Source organism: Acetivibrio saccincola (genome assembly GCF_002844395.1).
GTDB lineage: Bacteria > Bacillota > Clostridia > Acetivibrionales > Acetivibrionaceae > Herbivorax > Herbivorax saccincola.
Genome location: NZ_CP025197.1, coordinates 1,519,258 through 1,539,851 on the forward strand (window position 1 = coordinate 1,519,258; position 20,594 = coordinate 1,539,851).

Genomic DNA, 20,594 nt, shown 5'->3' on the forward strand with positions numbered 1-20,594 from the left:
TATCAGGAATAGGAGTAGAAATAGCTTTATGATATTTTCATAATAGTTAAAAAATGATATACTATAATAAAAGGAAAAAGAGGAGTAAAAAATGCCGGAAGGAAGGATAAATAAGGAACATGACCTGGGCTACAAGCATTTATTGACGCATAAAAAGACCTTTATTCAACTGTTGAGAAGTTTTGTAAAAGAAGACTGGGTAAAGGAAATAGATGAAAGTCAGGTTATGCTGATAAATAAGAGTTATGTTTTGCAGGATTTTAAGGAAAAAGAATCGGATATAGTATATAGGTTAAAAATAAAGGACAGGAACGTAATATTTTATTGTTTGTTGGAACTGCAATCATCAGTTGATTATCAAATGCCGCTAAGACTGTTGTTCTACATGATAGAGATATGGCGTGATATACTAAAAAACACTGAGCATCATGAGGCAGAGCGAAAGGGTTTTAAACTTCCCTGTATAGTACCTATTGTACTGTACAATGGAGTAAATAATTGGACGGTATGCAGAAGTTTTAGGGAAATGCTTGATGGCAGTGAAATATTTTCAAATCATGTATTAGATTTTAATTATATATTGTTTGATGTAAACAGATATGAGGAAGAGGAACTGCTGGGACTTGCAAACCTTATATCAGGAGTATTTCTATTGGACCAGAAAATAGATTCTGAACAGTTAAAGGACAGGTTGGTAAAAATGATAGAGATATTAGGGGACCTGTCGGAAGAGGAATTTGGTTTATTTAAAGGTTGGCTAAAATGGATATTAAAGCCGAGGATATCAGAGGAATTGCGTTTTAAGATAGATGACATACTGGAAAAATCGAGACCAACGGAGGTGGAAAATATGGTTTACAATCTTGCCAATACAATTGACGAAATGACTCAAAAAGCTATGGAAAAGGGAATAGAAGAAGGAATACAAAAGGGAATACAAAAGGGAATACAAAAGGGAATAGAAGAGGGAATACAAAAGGGAATAGAAGAAGGATTACAAAAGGGAATAAAAGAAGGGGTATTGAAAGTTGCGAAATCAGCCTTGGAGAAGGGGGCAGACATAGACTTTGTAGCAAGTATTACCGAATTGGATATTGAAATAGTAAAGAAACTAAAGGAAGAAATTGAAAGGACAAAATAAAAATTTTATAAGTATGTCAAAAGTATTCTAAAAGCAAAGAGAAGGGGAATAGTTCCCCTATATTTTTTGGTTAAAAGAGGGAATGAAGAGGAACTGCCGTATTAATATTTCTTTGTGTGGTGGTAAACGGTAATAGAATAAACTTTTCGGATGCCCAGCCATTTATAGATGAAAATGGTCGTACATAGGTGCCTGTAAGGTTTGTAAGTGAGGGACTAGGTGCAAATGTTGAGTGGAATGCTTTCATAATGACGGTATATATAACGACGGCAGGAGTTGTGCAAGTTTCAAGTCCGGAAGAGGGAGAAATAAGGTATTATGATGGCATTGCATTTAATCTTGGGACGGACGTTGATGAGTTTGGAAGGATGATTATAGGGAAGTCCCAGGTGTTTTTATTAAAGGTGGCGGACCAGTTGGATTTTATGAAGGAAAGTTGGGTAAAGGGATGAAGAAATATGGTTACATATAGTGTAACAAAGGCAAGCGTGGCAGAGATACCGAAAGAAAATAAACTTACGTAGGAACTATCAGATAAACACGGAGAATATTTTAAGGAATATCTTAATTAGTGAAAGAGATAATATAAGAGTATATAAAAATGTAAACAAAAACCATAAAACATACGATAAAAACATTAGATGATAATAAATACATTTAAATTCTAAAAGCAAGAAATTAAAAGTTTTTTAATATACAAGTATATTCGTTTGAAAAATTCATATGGAGGTTTGAAAAAATGAAAAAGATTGCTTTTATACTAGTACTAATAACAGTTGTAAGCACAATACTTACAGTAAATATTTTTGCTGCAAAAATACCTCTTCGTGTGGTGGTAAACGGCAGTAGGATAAACTTTCCTGATGCCCAGCCCTTTATTGATGAAAATGGCCGTACACAAGTACCTGTAAGATTTGTAAGTGAGGCATTAGGAGCAGATGTAGGATGGGACGGCAAAACAAAGACGGTCACTATAGAGCAGGGAAAAAATAAGATATCTTTGGTGGTAGGGAAATCAGAGTATACAGTTAACGGCAAGACAATGGAAATGGACACAACTGTGCTTTTATTGGAAGACAGGACATTTGTACCTGTAAGGTTTGTAAGTGAGGGTTTAGGTGCAAATGTTGAGTGGAATGCTTCAATAAGAACGGTGTATATAACAACGGGAGGAACCGTTCCAACTCCGACTCCGGAAGAAGGAGAAGTAAGGTATTATGACGGCATTGCCTTTAATCCTGCAACAGATGTTGATGAATTTGGAAGGATGACGATAGAGAAGTCTCAGGAGTTTTTATTAAAGATGGCGGATCAGTTGTCATTTGTTAAGGAAAACGGCAAGTATTATATTATAGGTGAGTATCCAGAAATACCGGAGGAATTTGAGTGGGCAGTGGGGATTGGCATAATTCTTAAAAGCGGAGGAGTACGGAATTTTTCAACCGGAACTGCCCGTAAAGATTATCTTATACCTAGAGAAGGAAGTTTTAAAAAGGATACAACAGGATTGATAGATATAAATGATATTGAAGGTTTTAATATAGTTATTGCAGTACAAAATAAAGAAATAAAAAGGGATTTGGGAAGATTAAGTATTTCATATATAATTCATGGAACATTTTATGATGGCACAACAAAGAGAGCAGTCTTTATTCCAGAGTCAGGTGCAATTTCACGAATATCTTATACCGATACTTTTAATTTTGAAAAAATGTTTCGATGGTAAAAGATAGGTGAAAACAATAGTGAGAAACAAAGGGTTTTTTGCAGTAATATTCATAGTTTGCATAGTTTCCGTTGTGTTTTTAATTAATGATTATGTAAAAGCACAAGAAATTAATATTGAAATTCTAATTGATGGAGTAGATGATGTACCAAAAGTTGGACGTATAGGTGAGCCCATTAAATTTGAAGAATATATTGAAATGTGGCATAGTAGCGGTGGGTACTGGAAGTATAAAGATTTAATAATTTACGATAAAAGTTTAAAATATGATTTAGAAGATGAACGAGGATTTGAAGATGCTTTAATAGATGCTACTAAAGGAGAGTTTGCTTTTGAATATGAGCTGGATTCTGAATTATATGAAAAGCTGATTAATACTGAAAATTTAAAAGTGGTTTGTTCAACTACTTTAAAAGATCCAGTAACTGGAGAATACAAGGCTATAAATGACATTTTTTATGAAAAACCTTCTATAGAACTCAAAAATGGAAAGATATATTTCAAAGGTAAGCCAAAACTGAATTTTTATAAAAAAGAAAGAATTACTTTTGAAGATATTATCGATGACGTACTCGAAGTACAAATTCCATTTGTTGACCCCGACTATGGTATGAACCTTTATGCCATCTGGAGTAGAAAATCCGGTGGAAATAAATCAGTTGGCTTGGGCGGTGCATGGGGTTACTTTAACAAAGATGATATATTTGCCACGCCTAATGTACCTACAATAGATGAAATAAAACATTTAGCTGACATACCTGATATAGAAAATTACAGCCACATCCTTGACATACCCAATATAGATAAAATCCTTGAAAGACCAATACAGGAACTAGGAGCAATTGCTCCTTCATAAATAAAAGACTCCTCAGGACACCTTGTGGAGGGATTTAAACTTGTATGCGGAGGAAAGGTATATGTTTCCGATGAATGCTCCGTTGGTTCAGGAACATTTAAAAATGGCGGGGCTGTGGGCTTTCGTTTTGACTATCCAATTGTACTGACCTTTTACGCACCGGGAAATGACCTGTCTGCAAATTTTGAAGAAATACCTTCAGGTGCTGTAAAAGACAGCGAAGTTTTAGTAAGTGTCGTAGTTAATTCCACCTTTGAAGAAGAAATAAAAACAAACTATGAGTGGGAAATTACAGATAAAAAAGGCAATAAAATAAATGCTGAGTTTTTAGGAAATGCTTCTGAAAAACAGGGTGAAGTAAAAATACCGGCAGGAGGAGAAGCACTGTTTTATGCAATTTTTAAAATGCCGGAAAGTGATGTAAGAATACAGTTTAAAATAAATGAAAACGGACAAGAACCTGTGGAAAAATATCTTAATAATAATATTTTGGACTCCGAGTCTTTTGCAATACACTTGGTGAAAAAATATGAAACAGAAAGGACATTTGATTTACCATATAATGCACTGTCAAGAAAAATACGCTTTCCTTTAGCTGAGGACGAAGACATCACCGCCCATTTAACTAAACCACGGGGGGAATGGAAAAAAGGAAGCCTTGCTACAGGAAGTTTAAACATAGAGCAAAAAGATTCTCAAATATTAAAAGGCATTAAACTATTCAAATCATATAGCCCAAAAACAATTGGTGTTAGTGAAAACAGCGATACGATAGTATTAAACCCCTGATGTAACGGCAACTGTTGAAAGACCTGTTTTTGGAGATGACCCTTTAAAGAAGAAGTGGCTTAATTTACCTGATCCTAGAAAACCCAAGGTTTTAGACGGGGAATTTACATACGGTGGAGAGGTAAGAAGGACATATGTTTACAAAAGAGATACCGGTTTATATGACGAAGATGAAATAGAAATTGAAGGAGTGGCAAAGGCGCCGTTTAATCCAGGAAGTGATAGAATATTTATAAATGCTTACATATATAACGGCAAAAAGGATTTAAAACCACCAAGTTTTGAAAATAAAATAGAGAACAACGGAAACATGTACTTGCAAAAGAGCCTATTATGGCAGAGTGAACCTTACCCTTTTGATGTGATAAGATGGATGTGCCACATAAAGGCTACAGTGAATCAGGTACTTTAGACAGCAGGGATAATTTTAAATACAGGGAATATGTAAAAGAAGGCCAGAGCATGTACAAAATAACCGAGACTACGGAAATCACAATTAAAGTAAACAAAGACAATATAAATTTTTATACCCATGCACATATGCCTGACGGAGAGTACTACATAAGGGTATGGATGGCGGATATAAACCTTGCAAGTAATAATTTTACAAGCATAAATAATGCATATAATTCATTAGGCACTTTAAAAGGAATAGTACCTTTAGATGAAATTATTATTACAGTAAAAGGCTCTATGCATGATGATACAAATTAATTAAAGGTAAACAAATAATTAAATATTTTACTAAAAAAAATAACTGTTGCTATTTAGGCGGCAGTTATTCTTTTTATATAAGACGGATATTTAACTTTTAATCAATATTCAAAATACATGGGTTTTTTTAAAATGCACAAATTTTATATAACGGCTTCAAATAAAATATCAGGAATAGGAGTAGAAATAGCTTTATGATATTTTCATAATAGTTAAAAAATGATATACTATAATAAAAGGAAAAAGAGGAGTAAAAAATGCCGGAAGGAAGGATAAATAAGGAACATGACCTGGGCTACAAGCATTTATTGACGCATAAAAAGACCTTTATTCAACTGTTGAGAAGTTTTGTAAAAGAAGACTGGGTAAAGGAAATAGATGAAAGTCAGGTTATGCTGATAAATAAGAGTTATGTTTTGCAGGATTTTAAGGAAAAAGAATCGGATATAGTATATAGGTTAAAAATAAAGGACAGGAACGTAATATTTTATTGTTTGTTGGAACTGCAATCATCAGTTGATTATCAAATGCCGCTAAGACTGTTGTTCTACATGATAGAGATATGGCGTGATATACTAAAAAACACTGAGCATCATGAGGCAGAGCGAAAGGGTTTTAAACTTCCCTGTATAGTACCTATTGTACTGTACAATGGAGTAAATAATTGGACGGTATGCAGAAGTTTTAGGGAAATGCTTGATGGCAGTGAAATATTTTCAAATCATGTATTAGATTTTAATTATATATTGTTTGATGTAAACAGATATGAGGAAGAGGAACTGCTGGGACTTGCAAACCTTATATCAGGAGTATTTCTATTGGACCAGAAAATAGATTCTGAACAGCTAAAAGACAGATTGGTAAAAATGATAGAGATATTAGGGGACCTGTCGGAAGAGGAATTTGGTTTATTTAAAGGTTGGCTAAAATGGATATTAAAGCCGAGGATATCAGAGGAATTGCGTTTTAAGATAGATGACATACTGGAAAAATCGAGACCAACGGAGGTGGAAAATATGGTTTACAATCTTGCCAATACAATTGACGAAATGACTCAAAAAGCTATGGAAAAGGGAATAGAAGAAGGAATACAAAAGGGAATACAAAAGGGAATAGAAGAGGGAATACAAAAGGGAATAGAAGAAGGATTACAAAAGGGAATAAAAGAAGGAATACAAAAGGGAATAAAAGAAGGGGTATTGAAAGTTGCGAAATCAGCCTTGGAGAAGGGGGCAGACATAGACTTTGTAGCATGTATTACCGAATTGGATATTGAAATAGTAAAGAAACTAAAGGAAGAAATTGAAAGGACAAAATAAAAATTTTATAAGTATGTCAAAAGTATTCTAAAAGCAAAGAGAAGGGGAATAGTTCCCCTATATTTTTGGTTAAAAGAGGGAATGAAGAGGAACTGCCGTATTAATATTTCTTTGTGTGGTGGTAAACGGTAATAGAATAAACTTTTCGGATGCCCAGCCATTTATAGATGAAAATGGTCGTACATAGGTGCCTGGGTGCAAAAATGTGAATGGAATGCTTCATAATGACGGTATATATGAGTTGTGCAAGTTTCAAGTCCGGAAGAGGGAGAAATAAGGTATTATGATGGCATTGCATTTAATCTTGGGACGGACGTTGATGAGTTTGGAAGGATGATTATAGGGAAGTCCCAGGTGTTTTTATTAAAGATGGCGGACCAGTTGGATTTTATGAAGGAAAGTTGGGTAAAGGGATAAAGAAATATGGTTACATATAGTGTAACGAAGGCAAGCGTGGCAGAGATACCGAAAGAAAAGAAACTTACGTAGGAACTATCAGATAAACACGGAGAATATTTTAAGGAATATCTTAATTAGTGAAATAGATAATATAAGAGTATATAAAAATGTAAACAAAAACCATAAAACATACGATAAAAACATTAGATGATAATAAATACATTTAAATTCTAAAAGCAAGAAATTAAAAGTTTTTTAATATACAAGTATATTCGTTTGAAAAATTCATATGGAGGTTTGAAAAAATGAAAAAGATTGCTTTTATACTAGTACTAATAACAGTTGTAAGCACAATACTTACAGTAAATATTTTTGCTGCAAAAATACCTCTTCGTGTGGTGGTAAACGGCAGTAGGATAAACTTTCCTGATGCCCAGCCCTTTATTGATGAAAATGGCCGTACACAAGTACCTGTAAGATTTGTAAGTGAGGCATTAGGAGCAGATGTAGGATGGGACGGCAAAACAAAGACGGTCACTATAGAACAGGGAAGAAATAAAATAACTTTGGTGGTAGGTAAATCAGATTATACAGTTAACGGCAAGACAATGGAAATGGACACAACTGTGCTTTTATTGGAAGACAGGACATTTGTACCTGTAAGGTTTGTAAGTGAGGGACTAGGTGCAAATGTTGAGTGGAATGCTTCAATAAGGACGGTGTATATAACAACGGGAGGGGCTGTACCAACTCCAAGTCCTGAAGAGGGGGAAATAAGGTATTATGACGGCATTGCGTTTAATCCTGCAACAGATGTTGATGAATTTGGAAGGATGACAATAGAGAAGTCTCAGGAGTTTTTATTAAAGATGGTGGATCAGTTGTCATTTGTTAAGGAAAACGGCAAGTATTATATTGTAGGCGAATATCCAGAAATACCGGAAGAATTTGAATGGGCAGTAGGGATTGGCATAATTCTTAAAAGCGGAGGAGTACGGAATTTTTCAACCGGAACTGCCCGTAAAGATTATCTTATACCGAGAGAAGGAAGTTTTAAAAAGGATACAACAGGATTGATAGATATAAATGATATTGAAGGTTTTAATATAGTTATTGCAGTACAAAATAAAGAAATAAAAAGGGATTTAGGGGTATTAGAAATTGCTTATTTGATGGAAGGTACATTAGGTGATGGGACAACGAGAAGAGCAAACTTTATTCCAGAGACGGCAAAAAATCAAAGAATACCTTATACCGATACTTTTAACTTTGAGAAGATGTTTCAATGGTAAAAGAAGGTAGGTGAAACAATAGTGAAAAATATAGGGGTTTTCACAATAATATTCATAGTTTTCATTGTTGCTAATGTGTTTTTAATTAATGAATATGTAAAAGCGCAAGAAATTAATATTGAAGTTTTAATTGATGGTTTGGATGATGTACCAAATGTAGTTCGTATAGGTGAGTCTATTAAATTTGAAAAACACATTGAAATGTGGCATCACAGTGGAGGATATTGGAGTTATGAAGGTATAAAAATTTATGATAGTGAGTTAGAAAATAATTTAACTGATGAAGATGCTTTAGCAAAAGCAATTAAAGGCGAATTTACATTTGAATGCGATCTGGATTCTGAACTGTATGAAAGGCTAATTAAAATCGAAGATTTAAAGGTAGTTTGTTCAACTACTTTAAAAAATCCAATAACGGATGAGTATAAGACCATATATGACATCTTTTATGAAAAACCTTCTATAGAGCTCAAAAATGGCAAAATATATTTTAAAGGCAAACCAAAACTTAATTTTTTTAAAGGGAACCGGATTAATTTTGAATATATAATAGGAGACATACTTGATGTACAAATTCCATTTGTTGACCCTGACTATGGTATGAACCTTTATGCCATTTGGAGTAGAAATTCCGGTGGAAATAAATCAGTTGGCTTGGGCGGTGCATGGGGTTATTTTAATAAAGACGACCCATTTGCCACTCCTAATGTACCTACAATAGATGAAATAAAACATTTAGTAAACATACCTAATATAGAAAATTACAGCCACATTCTTGACATACCCAATATAGATAAAACCTTGAAATACCAATACAGGAACTTGGAGCAATTGCCCCTTCACAAATAAAAGACTCCTCAGGACACCTTGTGGATGGATTTAAACTTGTATGCGGAGGAAAGGTATATGTTTCCGATGAATGCTCCGTTGGTTCAGGAACATTTAAAAATGGCGGGGCTGTGGGCTTTCGTTTTGACTATCCAATTGTACTGACCTTTTACGCACCGGGAAATGATCTGTCTGCAAATTTTGAAGAAATACCTTCAGGTGCTGTAAAAGACAGCGAAGTTTTAGTAAGTGTCGAAGTTAATTAACAGGGTGAAGTAAAAATACCGGCAGGAGGAGAAGCACTGTTTTATGCAATTTTTAAAATGCCGGAAAGTGATGTAAGAATACAGTTTAAAATAAATGAAAACGGACAAAAACCTTTGGAAAAATATCTTAATAATAATATTTTGGACTCCGAGTCTTTTGCAATACACTTGGTGAAAAAATATGAAACAGAAAGGACATTTGATTTACCATATAATGCACTGTCAAGAAAAATACGCTTTCCTTTAGCTGAAGGCGAAGACATCACCGCCCATTTAACTAAACCACGGGGGGAATGGAAAAAAGGAAGCCTTGCTACAGGAAGTTTAAACATAGAGCAAAAAGATTCTCAAATATTAAAAGGCATTAAACTATTCAAATCATATAGCCCAAAAACAATTGGTGTTAGTGAAAACAGCGATACGATAGTATTAAACCCTGATGTAACGGCAACTGTTGAAAGACCTGTTTTTGGAGATGACCCTTTAAAGAAGAAGTGGCTTAATTTACCTGATCCTAGAAAACCCAAGGTTTTAGACGGGGAATTTACATACGGTGGAGAGGTAAGAAGGACATATGTTTACAAAAGAGATACCGGTTTATATGACGAAGATGAAATAGAAATTGAAGGAGTGGCAAAGGCGCCGTTTAATCCAGGAAGTGATAGAATATTTATAAATGCTTACATATATAACGGCAAAAAGGATTTAAAACCACCAAGTTTTGAAAATAAAATAGAGAACAACGGAAACATGTACTTGCAAAAGAGCCTATTATGGCAGAGTGAACCTTACCCTTTTGATGTGATAAGATGGATGTGCCACATAAAGGCTACAGTGAATCAGGTACTTTAGACAGCAGGGATAATTTTAAATACAGGGAATATGTAAAAGAAGGCCAGAGCATGCACAAAATAACTGAGACTACGGAAATCACAATTAAAGTAAACAAAGACAATATAAATTTTTATACCCATGCACATATGCCTGACGGAGAGTATTACATAAGGGTATGGATGGCGGATATAAACCTTGCAAGTAATAATTTTACAAGCATAAATAATGCATATAATTCATTAGGCACTTTAAAAGGAATAGTACCTTTAGATGAAATTATTATTACAGTAAAAGGCTCTATGCATGATGATACAAATTAATTAAAGGTAAACAAATAATTAAATATTTTACTAAAAAAAATAACTGTTGCTATTTAGGCGGCAGTTATTCTTTTTATATAAGACGGATATTTAACTTTTAATCAATATTCAAAATACATGGGTTTTTTTAAAATGCACAAATTTTATATAACGGCTTCAAATAAAATATCAGGAATAGGAGTAGAAATAGCTGTTAGCGTAAAGTTATTGTAGGGAATGAGACATAAAATACCATATATAATTGAAAAGAAGATGACATCCTGTTAAGATATTAATTAAGCAAAAATAATAAATAGAAAGGATGACATCTTCTATGTATAATAGTATACAACATTTTAATGAATTTGGGGTAAAAAGAATTGAAAAAAAGATAAAAAATTTTATTGAAGAAGGAAAAGACTTAGCTGATCTTGTTCTTGGTCTAAAAGAAGATTTATTTAAACTTGGACGCGATATACTTAAAGAAGTGCTTGAAGATATGGATGAATATTTCCGTAACTGTGAAATAAGGAAACAGTATTGGGAAATTATAAGAAAAGATAAAACAGCTATTTTAACGACATTTGGAACACTAAGTTATAACAGGACATATTTTAAGCATAAGGAAAATGGTAATAGACAACACCTAGTCGACAGGATTGTAGGTGTAGAACCACATGACAGAGTAAGTGCCGATGTTGTAATTAATGCAATAGATGAAGCAGCTGACAGCAGCTACAGAAAGGCAGGAGAAAAGGCGACATATATTGATGAAATCAGCAAACAAGCAGTGATGAATAAAATACATAATATTGAAATAGTTGAGCCTGAAATAAAAGTAGATAAAAAGAGAGAAGTAAAAATATTGTATGTTGAGGCCGATGAGGACCATGTAGCATTACAACAAAAAAGTATATTGAGACAGAATGAGAAGGGCAAGAGAAATACAATTATGCCAAAACTTGTATATGTGCATGAGGGAATTGACTTTGAAAAAAGTAATAAGAAGAGAAAAGTATTAAAGAATGTTCGATATTTTGGGGGAGTGTATAAGAATTCAGAAGATTTGTGGCTTGAAGTATCGGAATACATATATAAACAATATGACGTTGATTTTTTAGAGACGGTGTATATATCAGGAGATGGGGCGTCATGGATAAGGCAAGGAGTTAACTGTCTTTCAAAAAGTAAATTTGTACTTGATAGATACCATCTTCAAAAATACGTAAGAGTTGCGACCACACATTTAAATGATGAAGCAATAAGCCAAGATTTACAGGAGGCTTTGAATTTATCTGATAAAAAAATGCTAACAAAGGTTTTTAAAAAGATAATTGAAAAGACAGGCGATAATGAAAATAAAATAAAGGCTATAAAAAATGCAAAGCGATATATTTTAAATAATTGGGATGGTATAGAAATAAGGTCAAACAGAGGAATAGTGGGTTGTAGTGCTGAAGGTCATGTGAGTCATGTATTTTCATCCCGTTTAAGTTCAAGACCTAAAGGCTGGTCGAGAAAAGGTGTAGAAAAGATGTCAAAGCTAATAATATACAAGAAGAATGGCGGTAAGGTATATGACATAGTTATGGCACAAAAACAAAAAAAGTTAGCATCTAGTAGGCAAGAAATTCAGGAAAAATTAATTAAGGAATTAAAGAAGTCATCAAACAGGTATGAGAGTGTATGGAATAGTAATTTAACTGTTATTCATAAGGGGTGTAAAACTGGTTTATATAAAGAATTAAGGCGTATTATAGGTATATGCGGATAGGGATGAGGTAATAATAAAGCAAAAATTACGGGAAAGTTTACAAGTAAGCCTATCCAATAGGAATTATACATATCTGGAAAAAAGACAAAGAAAAAGAAAAAACATAAAAAAAGAAAAAGAAAAGAAAAAAGCAAAACTTTAGTACCATGACCCGCGGAGCCCTACTACTTGTCAAGGCCGGGCTTTGCCCGCTTGTTTTAGCCTTGACAAAATGGAAAATGGTACAATAGAAATACTTTTTTCTTTTAAAAGTAGCGTTAAAATGTGAAGGAACATAGATAACAAAACGTACTAATTTGTCACAAGTATTGAGTAAAATGAATTCTTTATAGAAAGAAAGAGTTATATGGTATAATAGACAATAAGTTAGAGGAATTATAAAAGAAAATAAGGCTCAAAATGATGTAAAACACTTTCGTTACTAAGAGACCGTTATTTGAAATAGTTGCACAAATAAAAAATGGGATGCCATCTACTTTTCTTTTTCCTACAATAAATTGACGCTATCGAAATAGCTTTATGATATTTTCATAATAGTTAAAAAATGATATACTATAATAAAAGGAAAAAGAGGAGTAAAAAATGCCGGAAGGAAGGATAAATAAGGAACATGACCTGGGCTACAAGCATTTATTGACGCATAAAAAGACCTTTATTCAACTGTTGAGAAGTTTTGTAAAAGAAGACTGGGTAAAGGAAATAGATGAAAGTCAGGTTATGCTGATAAATAAGAGTTATGTTTTGCAGGATTTTAAGGAAAAAGAATCGGATATAGTATATAGGTTAAAAATAAAGGACAGGAACGTAATATTTTATTGTTTGTTGGAACTGCAATCATCAGTTGATTATCAAATGCCGCTAAGACTGTTGTTCTACATGATAGAGATATGGCGTGATATACTGAAAAACACTGAGCATCATGAGGCAGAGCGAAAGGATTTTAAACTTCCCTGTATAGTACCTATTGTACTGTACAATGGAGTAAATAATTGGACGGTATGCAGAAGTTTTAGGGAAATGCTTGATGGCAGTGAAATATTTTCAAATCATGTATTAGATTTTAATTATATATTGTTTGATGTAAACAGATATGAGGAAGAGGAACTGCTGGGACTTGCAAACCTTATATCAGGAGTATTTCTATTGGACCAGAAAATAGATTCTGAACAGCTAAAAGACAGATTGGTAAAAATGATAGAGATATTAGGGGACCTGTCGGAAGAGGAATTTGGTTTATTTAAAGGTTGGCTAAAATGGATATTAAAGCCGAGGATATCAGAGGAATTGCGTTTTAAGATAGATGACATACTGGAAAAATCGAGACCAACGGAGGTGGAAAATATGGTTTACAATCTTGCCAATACAATTGACGAAATGACTCAAAAAGCTATGGAAAAGGGAATAGAAGAAGGAATACAAAAGGGAATACAAAAGGGAATAGAAGAGGGAATACAAAAGGGAATAGAAGAGGGAATACAAAAGGGAATAGAAGAAGGATTACAAAAGGGAATAAAAGAAGGAATACAAAAGGGAATAAAAGAAGGGGTATTGAAAGTTGCGAAATCAGCCTTGGAGAAGGGGGCAGACATAGACTTTGTAGCAAGTATTACCGAATTGGATATTGAAATAGTAAAGAAACTAAAGGAAGAAATTGAAAGGACAAAATAAAAATTTTATAAGTATGTCAAAAGTATTCTAAAAGCAAAGAGAAGGGGAATAGTTCCCCTATATTTTTTGGTTAAAAGAGGGAATGAAGAGGAAATGCCGTATTAATATTTCTTTGTGTGGTGGTAAACGGTAATAGAATAAACTTTTCGGATGCCCAGCCATTTATAGATGAAAATGGTCGTACATAGGTGCCTGTAAGGTTTGTAAGTGAGGGGCTGGGTGCAAAAATGTTGAATGGAATGCTTTCATAATGACGGTATATATAACGACGGCAGGAGTTGTGCAAGTTTCAAGTCCGGAAGAGGGAGAAATAAGGTATTATGATGGCATTGCATTTAATCTTGGGACGGACGTTGATGAGTTTGGAAGGATGATTATAGGGAAGTCCCAGGTGTTTTTATTAAAGGTGGCGGACCAGTTGGATTTTATGAAGGAAAGTTGGGTAAAGGGATGAAGAAATATGGTTACATATAGTGTAACGAAGGCAAGCGTGGCAGAGATACCGAAAGAAAATAAACTTACGTAGGAACTATCAGATAAACACGGAGAATATTTTAAGGAATATCTTAATTAGTGAAATAGATAATATAAGAGTATATAAAAATGTAAACAAAAACCATAAAACATACGATAAAAACATTAGATGATAATAAATACATTTAAATTCTAAAAGCAAGAAATTAAAAGTTTTTTAATATACAAGTATATTCGTTTGAAAAATTCATATGGAGGTTTGAAAAAATGAAAAAGATTGCTTTTATACTAGTACTAATAACAGTTGTAAGCACAATACTTACAGTAAATATTTTTGCTGCAAAAATACCTCTTCGTGTGGTGGTAAACGGCAGTAGGATAAACTTTCCTGATGCCCAGCCCTTTATTGATGAAAATGGCCGTACACAAGTACCTGTAAGATTTGTAAGTGAGGCATTAGGAGCAGATGTAGGATGGGACGGCAAAACAAAGACGGTCACTATAGAGCAGGGAAAAAATAAGATATCTTTGGTGGTAGGGAAATCAGAGTATACAGTTAACGGCAAGACAATGGAAATGGACACAACTGTGCTTTTATTGGAAGACAGGACATTTGTACCTGTAAGGTTTGTAAGTGAGGGACTAGGTGCAAATGTTGAGTGGAATGCTTCAATAAGGACGGTGTATATAACAACGGGAGGGGCTGTACCAACTCCAAGTCCTGAAGAGGGGGAAATAAGGTATTATGACGGCATTGCGTTTAATCCTGCAACAGATGTTGATGAATTTGGAAGGATGACAATAGAGAAGTCTCAGGAGTTTTTATTAAAGATGGCGGATCAGTTGTCATTTGTTAAGGAAAACGGCAAGTATTATATTGTAGGCGAATATCCAGAAATACCGGAAGAATTTGAATGGGCAGTAGGGATTGGCATAATTCTTAAAAGCGGAGGAGTACGGAATTTTTCAACCGGAACTGCCCGTAAAGATTATCTTATACCGAGAGAAGGAAGTTTTAAAAAGGATACAACAGGATTGATAGATATAAATGATATTGAAGGTTTTAATATAGTTATTGTAGTACAAAATAAAGAAATAAAAAGGGATTTGGGAAGATTAAGTATTTCATATATAATTCATGGAACATTTTATGATGGCACAACAAAGAGAGCAGTCTTTATTCCAGAGTCAGGTGCAATTTCACGAATATCTTATACCGATACTTTTAATTTTGAAAAAATGTTTCGATGGTAAAAGGTAGGTGAAAACAATAGTGAGAAACAAAGGGTTTTTTGCAGCAATATTCATAGTTTGCATAGTTTCCGTTGTGTTTTTAATTAATGATTATGTAAAAGCACAAGAAATTAATATTGAAATTCTAATTGATGGAGTAGATGATGTACCAAAAGTTGGACGTATAGGTGAGCCCATTAAATTTGAAGAATATATTGAAATGTGGCATAGTAGCGGTGGGTACTGGAAGTATAAAGATTTAATAATTTACGATAAAAGTTTAAAATATGATTTAGAAGATGAACGAGGATTTGAAGATGCTTTAATAGATGCAACTAAAGGAGAGTTTGCTTTTGAATATGAGCTGGATTCTGAATTATATGAAAAGCTGATTAATACTGAAAATTTAAAAGTGGTTTGTTCAACTACTTTAAAAATCCAGTAACTGGAAAATACAAGGCTATAAATGACATTTTTTATGAAAAACCTTCTATAGAACTCAAAAATGGAAAGATATATTTCAAAGGTAAGCCAAAACTGAATTTTTATAAAAAAGAAAGAATTACTTTTGAAGATATTATCAATGACGTACTCGAAGTACAAATTCCATTTGTTGACCCTGACTATGGTATGAACCTTTATGCCATTTGGAGCAGAAATTCCGGCGGAAATAAATCAGTTGGCTTAGGCGGTGCATGGGGTTATTTTAACAAAGATGACCCATTTGCCACTCCTGATGTACCTACAATAGATGAAATAAAACATTTAGTAAACATACCTAATATAGAAAATTACAGTCACATCCTTGACATACCAAATATAGATAAAATTCTTGGAAGGCCAATGCAGGAACTTGGAGCAATTGCCCCTTCACAAATAAAAGACTCATCAGGACATCTTGTGGATGGATTTAAACTTATATGCGGAGGAAAGGTATATGTTTCCGATGAATGCTCCGTTGGTTCAGGAACATTTAAAAATGGCGGGGCTGTGGGCTTTCGTTTTGACTATCCAATTGTACTGACCTTTTACGCACCGGGAAATGACCTGTCTGCAAATTTTGAAGAAATACCTTCAGGTGCTGTAAAAGACAGCGAAGTTTTAGTAAGTGTCGTAGTTAATTCCACCTTTGAAGAAGAAATAAAAACAAACTATGAGTGGGAAATTACAGATAAAAAAGGCAATAAAATAAATGCTGAGTTTTTAGGAAATGCTTCTGAAAAACAAGGAGAAGTAAAAATTCCGGCAGGAGGAGAAGCACTGTTTTATGCAATTTTTAAAATGCCGGAAAGTGATGTAAGAATACAGTTTAAAATAAATGAAAACGGACAAGAACCAGTGGAAAAATATCTTAATAATAATATTTTGGACTCCGAGTCTTTTGCAATACACTTGGTGAAAAAATATGAAACAGAAAGGACATTTGATTTACCATATAATGCACTGTCAAGAAAAATACGCTTTCCTTTAGCTGAAGGCGAAGACATCACCGCCCGTTTAACTAAACCACGGGGGGAATGGAAAAAAGGAAGCCTTGCTACAGGAAGTTTAAACATAGAGCAAAAAGATTCTCAAATATTAAAAGGCATTAAACTATTCAAATCATACAGCCCAAAAACAATTGGTGTTAGTGAAAACAGCGATACGATAGAATTAAACCCTAATGTAACGGCAACTGTTGAAAGGCCTGTTTTTGGAGATGACCCTTTAAATAAAAAGTGGCTTAATTTACCTGATCCTAGAAAACCAAAAGTTTTAGACGGGGAATTTACATACGGTGGAGAGGTAAGAAGGACATATGTTTACAAAAGAGATACCGGTTTATATGACGAAGATGAAATAGAAGTTGAAGGAGTGGCAAAGGCACCGTTTAATCCAGGAAGTGATAGAATATTTATAAATGCTTACATATATAACGGCAAAAAGGATTTAAAACCACCAAGTTTTGAAAATAAAATAGAGAACAACGGAAACATGTACTTGCAAAAGAGCCTATTATGGCAGAGTGAACCTTACCCTTTTGATGTGATAAGATGGATGTGCCACATAGATGAAAACGGAAGAGAACATAATTGGACTGCTGTTGACGGACAATACAAAAGAACTTTCCTCCAGCAAAACAGTGCCAATATAAAAGTTGAAAGGATAAGAACGATGGCAGATGAATACTACCAGGGAAGGAATGCGGCAGCAAAGGGGATAAACAGAAAAGACCTGTATGACAAAGCCGTTTTTGCAACGGACAAGGAACTTCAAAGATTTGACTATCCTATAAAATCAGGCTATTATTTTAATCCTGCAGGTGAATATAAAATCACCCTTGAGACTGTGACATATAAGCCTGTAGCTGGGAAAACAAAAGACCATGAGAATTTAGTCAACGCCCTTATTAATTCCTTCAGGTACGAAACGGATTTAATATACATAACCGATAGAAGGGAAGCAGTTAATATAAACAACAATCCTGTAAGAAGCATAGGAGGAAAACTTCAAAAAGAGCCGGGGGCAGTATCGGTAATGAATAACCAAAGCGTCAACGGTATAAATCTTTTAACTATAGATACATCTTATAAAAGTGATTTTGAAGAAGTAAAATATAGCTCTGTAAGCGGTGGATTTACAGATGAGCGTTGGAAGCAGGTTATGGAAGGCTACAGTGAATCAGGTACTTTAGACAGCAGGGATAATTTTAAATACAGGGAATATGTAAAAGAAGGCCAGAGCATGCACAAAATAACTGAGACTACGGAAATCACAATTAAAGTAAACAAAGACAATATAAATTTTTATACCCATGCACATATGCCTGACGGAGAGTACTACATAAGGGTATGGATGGCGGATATAAACCTTGCAAGTAATAATTTTACAAGCATAAATAATGCATATAATTCATTAGGCACTTTAAAAGGAATAGTACCTTTAGATGAAATTAATATTACAGTAAAAGGCTCTATGCATGATGATACAAATTAATTAAAGGTAAACAAATAATTAAATATTTTACTAAAAAAAATAACTGTTGCTATTTAGGCGGCAGTTATTCTTTTTATATAAGACGGATATTTAACTTTTAATCAATATTCAAAATACATGGGTTTTTTTAAAATGCACAAATTTTATATAACGGCTTCAAATAAAATATCAGGAATAGGAGTAGAAATAGCTTTATGATATTTTCATAATAGTTAAAAAATGATATACTATAATAAAAGGAAAAAGAGGAGTAAAAAATGCCGGAAGGAAGGATAAATAAGGAACATGACCTGGGCTACAAGCATTTATTGACGCATAAAAAGACCTTTATTCAACTGTTGAGAAGTTTTGTAAAAGAAGACTGGGTAAAGGAAATAGATGAAAGTCAGGTTATGCTGATAAATAAGAGTTATGTTTTGCAGGATTTTAAGGAAAAAGAATCGGATATAGTATATAGGTTAAAAATAAAGGATAGGAACGTAATATTTTATTGTTTGTTGGAACTGCAATCATCAGTTGATTATCAAATGCCGCTAAGACTGTTGTTCTACATGATAGAGATATGGCGTGATATACTGAAAAACACTGAGCATCATGAGGCAGAGCGAAAGGGTTTTAAACTTCCCTGTATAGTACCTATTGTACTGTACAATGGAGTAAATAATTGGACGGTATGCAGAAGTTTTAGGGAAATGCTTGATGGCAGTGAAATATTTTCAAATCATGTATTAGATTTTAATTATATATTGTTTGATGTAAACAGATATGAGGAAGAGGAACTGCTGGGACTTGCAAACCTTATATCAGGAGTATTTCTATTGGACCAGAAAATAGATTCTGAACAGTTAAAGGACAGGTTGGTAAAAATGATAGAGATATTAGGGGACCTGTCGGAAGAGGAATTTGGTTTATTTAAAGGTTGGCTAAAATGGATATTAAAGCCGAGGATATCAGAGGAATTGCGTTTTAAGATAGATGACATACTGGAAAAATCGAGACCAACGGAGGTGGAAAATATGGTTTACAATCTTGCCAATACAATTGACGAAATGACTCAAAAAGCTATGGAAAAGGGAATAGAAGAAGGAATACAAAAGGGAATACAAAAGGGAATAGAAGAGGGAATACAAAAGGGAATAGAAGAAGGATTACAAAAGGGAATAAAAGAAGGGGTATTGAAAGTTGCGAAATCAGCCTTGGAGAAGGGGGCAGGCATAGACTTTGTAGCAAGTATTACCGAATTGGATATTGAAATAGTAAAGAAACTAAAGGAAGAAATTGAAAGGACAAAATAAAAATTTTATAAGTATGTCAAAAGTATTCTAAAAGCAAAGAGAAGGGGAATAGTTCCCCTATATTTTTGGTTAAAAGAGGGAATGAAGAGGAACTGCCGTATTAATATTTCTTTGTGTGGTGGTAAACGGTAATAGAATAAACTTTTCGGATGCCCAGCCATTTATAGATGAAAATGGTCGTACATAGGTGCCTGTAAGGTTTGTAAGTGAGGGGCTGGGTGCAAAAATGTTGAATGGAATGCTTTCATAATGACGGTATATATAACGACGGCAGGAGTTGTGCAAGTTTCAAGTCCGGAAGAGGGAGAAATAAGGTATTATGATGGCATTGCATTTAATCTTGGGACGGACGTTGATGAGTTTGGAAGGATGATTATAGGGAAGTCCCAGGTGTTTTTATTAAAGATGGCGGACCAGTTGGATTTTATGAAGGAAAGTTGGGTAAAGGGATAAAGAAATACAGTAACATATAGTGTAACGAAGGCAAGCGTGGCAGAGATACCGAAAGAAAATAAACTTACGTAGGAACTATCAGATAAACACGGAGAATATTTTAAGGAATATCTTAATTAGTGAAATAGATAATATAAGAGTATATAAAAATGTAAACAAAAACCATAAAACATACGATAAAAACATTAGATGATAATAAATACATTTAAATTCTAAAAGCAAGAAATTAAAAGTTTTTTAATATACAAGTATATTCGT

21 protein-coding genes and 1 pseudogene are annotated in these 20,594 nt (G+C 33.8%); all 22 read left to right on the forward strand.

The features are described from left to right. Positions 1–91: 91 nt before the first annotated feature. The 22 genes and pseudogenes from HVS_RS06720 to HVS_RS17750 all read left to right on the forward strand — a co-directional run bounded on the left by HVS_RS06720 (position 92) and on the right by HVS_RS17750 (position 20,336). A complete protein-coding gene (locus HVS_RS06720; protein WP_101300472.1) occupies positions 92–1,141 on the forward strand; it encodes an Rpn family recombination-promoting nuclease/putative transposase in 1,050 nt (349 codons plus the stop codon). 92 nt (positions 1,142–1,233) lie between these two features. After that, a pseudogene (locus HVS_RS06725) lies at positions 1,234–1,578 on the forward strand (stalk domain-containing protein); the annotation flags it as partial. A gap of 302 nt (positions 1,579–1,880) precedes the next feature. Beyond that, positions 1,881–2,867 (forward strand): copper amine oxidase N-terminal domain-containing protein, encoded by a 987-nt coding sequence (locus HVS_RS06730; protein ID WP_101300477.1) that lies wholly within the window; start codon positions 1,881–1,883, stop codon positions 2,865–2,867. 19 nt (positions 2,868–2,886) lie between these two features. After that, entirely contained in the window at positions 2,887–3,723 is an 837-nt protein-coding gene (locus HVS_RS06735) for a hypothetical protein (protein WP_101300480.1), read from the forward strand. A gap of 24 nt (positions 3,724–3,747) precedes the next feature. Further along, the gene (locus HVS_RS06740; protein ID WP_101300485.1) at positions 3,748–4,512 is read left to right on the forward strand and encodes a hypothetical protein; all 765 of its coding nucleotides are present in this window, start codon (positions 3,748–3,750) and stop codon (positions 4,510–4,512) included. Positions 4,513–4,702: 190 nt separating this feature from the next. Further along, a complete protein-coding gene (locus HVS_RS16500; protein WP_159063413.1) occupies positions 4,703–4,924 on the forward strand; it encodes a hypothetical protein in 222 nt (73 codons plus the stop codon). Beyond that, a complete protein-coding gene (locus tag HVS_RS06745; RefSeq protein ID WP_101300487.1) occupies positions 4,882–5,226 on the forward strand; it encodes a hypothetical protein in 345 nt (114 codons plus the stop codon). Before HVS_RS16500 ends, HVS_RS06745 begins: the two co-directional genes overlap by 43 nt. 257 nt (positions 5,227–5,483) lie before the next feature. Beyond that, the gene (locus HVS_RS06750) at positions 5,484–6,545 is read left to right on the forward strand and encodes an Rpn family recombination-promoting nuclease/putative transposase (RefSeq protein WP_101300489.1); all 1,062 of its coding nucleotides are present in this window, start codon (positions 5,484–5,486) and stop codon (positions 6,543–6,545) included. A gap of 243 nt (positions 6,546–6,788) precedes the next feature. Next, positions 6,789–6,962 carry a hypothetical protein gene (locus HVS_RS16505; protein ID WP_159063414.1) on the forward strand — a complete coding sequence of 58 codons (174 nt, stop codon included), beginning with the start codon at positions 6,789–6,791 and terminating at the stop codon, positions 6,960–6,962. 287 nt (positions 6,963–7,249) lie between these two features. Further along, positions 7,250–8,236 (forward strand): copper amine oxidase N-terminal domain-containing protein, encoded by a 987-nt coding sequence (locus HVS_RS06755; protein ID WP_101300491.1) that lies wholly within the window; start codon positions 7,250–7,252, stop codon positions 8,234–8,236. Positions 8,237–8,257: 21 nt separating this feature from the next. Further along, positions 8,258–9,085, forward strand: a complete 828-nt coding sequence (locus HVS_RS06760; RefSeq protein ID WP_101300493.1) for a hypothetical protein — start codon at positions 8,258–8,260, stop codon at positions 9,083–9,085. A 20-nt stretch (positions 9,086–9,105) separates the two neighbouring features. Continuing rightward, positions 9,106–9,330 (forward strand): hypothetical protein, encoded by a 225-nt coding sequence (locus HVS_RS06765; protein WP_101300496.1) that lies wholly within the window; start codon positions 9,106–9,108, stop codon positions 9,328–9,330. Between the two features lie 57 nt (positions 9,331–9,387). Further along, positions 9,388–10,182, forward strand: coding sequence for a hypothetical protein (locus tag HVS_RS06770; protein ID WP_101300498.1), 795 nt, complete (start codon positions 9,388–9,390; stop codon positions 10,180–10,182). After that, positions 10,140–10,484 carry a hypothetical protein gene (locus HVS_RS06775; RefSeq protein ID WP_101300501.1) on the forward strand — a complete coding sequence of 115 codons (345 nt, stop codon included), beginning with the start codon at positions 10,140–10,142 and terminating at the stop codon, positions 10,482–10,484. The genes HVS_RS06770 and HVS_RS06775 overlap by 43 nt, the downstream gene beginning before the upstream one ends. 313 nt (positions 10,485–10,797) lie before the next feature. After that, a complete protein-coding gene (locus HVS_RS06780) occupies positions 10,798–12,237 on the forward strand; it encodes an ISLre2 family transposase (RefSeq protein WP_235827484.1) in 1,440 nt (479 codons plus the stop codon). Between the two features lie 582 nt (positions 12,238–12,819). After that, positions 12,820–13,905: an Rpn family recombination-promoting nuclease/putative transposase gene (locus tag HVS_RS06785; RefSeq protein WP_101300503.1), complete on the forward strand. Its 1,086-nt coding sequence runs from the start codon at positions 12,820–12,822 to the stop codon at positions 13,903–13,905. Positions 13,906–14,155: 250 nt separating this feature from the next. Continuing rightward, positions 14,156–14,359: a hypothetical protein gene (locus HVS_RS06790; RefSeq protein WP_101300506.1), complete on the forward strand. Its 204-nt coding sequence runs from the start codon at positions 14,156–14,158 to the stop codon at positions 14,357–14,359. A 287-nt stretch (positions 14,360–14,646) separates the two neighbouring features. Next, positions 14,647–15,633: a copper amine oxidase N-terminal domain-containing protein gene (locus tag HVS_RS06795; protein ID WP_101300508.1), complete on the forward strand. Its 987-nt coding sequence runs from the start codon at positions 14,647–14,649 to the stop codon at positions 15,631–15,633. 19 nt (positions 15,634–15,652) lie between these two features. Continuing rightward, a complete protein-coding gene (locus HVS_RS06800) occupies positions 15,653–16,057 on the forward strand; it encodes a hypothetical protein (protein ID WP_101300510.1) in 405 nt (134 codons plus the stop codon). Then, on the forward strand, positions 16,030–18,588 hold the full coding sequence (locus tag HVS_RS06805) for a hypothetical protein (protein WP_101300514.1): 2,559 nt from the start codon (positions 16,030–16,032) through the stop codon (positions 18,586–18,588). The genes HVS_RS06800 and HVS_RS06805 overlap by 28 nt, the downstream gene beginning before the upstream one ends. A gap of 257 nt (positions 18,589–18,845) precedes the next feature. Continuing rightward, entirely contained in the window at positions 18,846–19,883 is a 1,038-nt protein-coding gene (locus HVS_RS06810; protein WP_101300517.1) for an Rpn family recombination-promoting nuclease/putative transposase, read from the forward strand. Positions 19,884–20,132: 249 nt separating this feature from the next. After that, positions 20,133–20,336 carry a hypothetical protein gene (locus HVS_RS17750; RefSeq protein ID WP_101300520.1) on the forward strand — a complete coding sequence of 68 codons (204 nt, stop codon included), beginning with the start codon at positions 20,133–20,135 and terminating at the stop codon, positions 20,334–20,336. The last annotated feature ends 258 nt before the right edge of the window (positions 20,337–20,594 follow it).

What these genes read in the sequence shown, in the direction of transcription:
- HVS_RS06795 (WP_101300508.1), top strand. Translation starts at nt 14,647, where the DNA reads ATGAAAAAGATTGCTTTTATACTAGTACTAATAACAGTTGTAAGCACA.
- HVS_RS06720 (WP_101300472.1), top strand. Translation starts at nt 92, where the DNA reads ATGCCGGAAGGAAGGATAAATAAGGAACATGACCTGGGCTACAAGCAT.
- HVS_RS06775 (WP_101300501.1), top strand. Translation starts at nt 10,140, where the DNA reads ATGGATGTGCCACATAAAGGCTACAGTGAATCAGGTACTTTAGACAGC.
- HVS_RS17750 (WP_101300520.1), top strand. Translation starts at nt 20,133, where the DNA reads ATGACGGTATATATAACGACGGCAGGAGTTGTGCAAGTTTCAAGTCCG.
- HVS_RS06780 (WP_235827484.1), top strand. Translation starts at nt 10,798, where the DNA reads ATGTATAATAGTATACAACATTTTAATGAATTTGGGGTAAAAAGAATT.
- HVS_RS06755 (WP_101300491.1), top strand. Translation starts at nt 7,250, where the DNA reads ATGAAAAAGATTGCTTTTATACTAGTACTAATAACAGTTGTAAGCACA.
- HVS_RS06750 (WP_101300489.1), top strand. Translation starts at nt 5,484, where the DNA reads ATGCCGGAAGGAAGGATAAATAAGGAACATGACCTGGGCTACAAGCAT.
- HVS_RS06770 (WP_101300498.1), top strand. Translation starts at nt 9,388, where the DNA reads ATGCCGGAAAGTGATGTAAGAATACAGTTTAAAATAAATGAAAACGGA.
- HVS_RS06785 (WP_101300503.1), top strand. Translation starts at nt 12,820, where the DNA reads ATGCCGGAAGGAAGGATAAATAAGGAACATGACCTGGGCTACAAGCAT.
- HVS_RS06810 (WP_101300517.1), top strand. Translation starts at nt 18,846, where the DNA reads ATGCCGGAAGGAAGGATAAATAAGGAACATGACCTGGGCTACAAGCAT.
- HVS_RS06790 (WP_101300506.1), top strand. Translation starts at nt 14,156, where the DNA reads ATGACGGTATATATAACGACGGCAGGAGTTGTGCAAGTTTCAAGTCCG.
- HVS_RS06745 (WP_101300487.1), top strand. Translation starts at nt 4,882, where the DNA reads ATGGATGTGCCACATAAAGGCTACAGTGAATCAGGTACTTTAGACAGC.
- HVS_RS06730 (WP_101300477.1), top strand. Translation starts at nt 1,881, where the DNA reads ATGAAAAAGATTGCTTTTATACTAGTACTAATAACAGTTGTAAGCACA.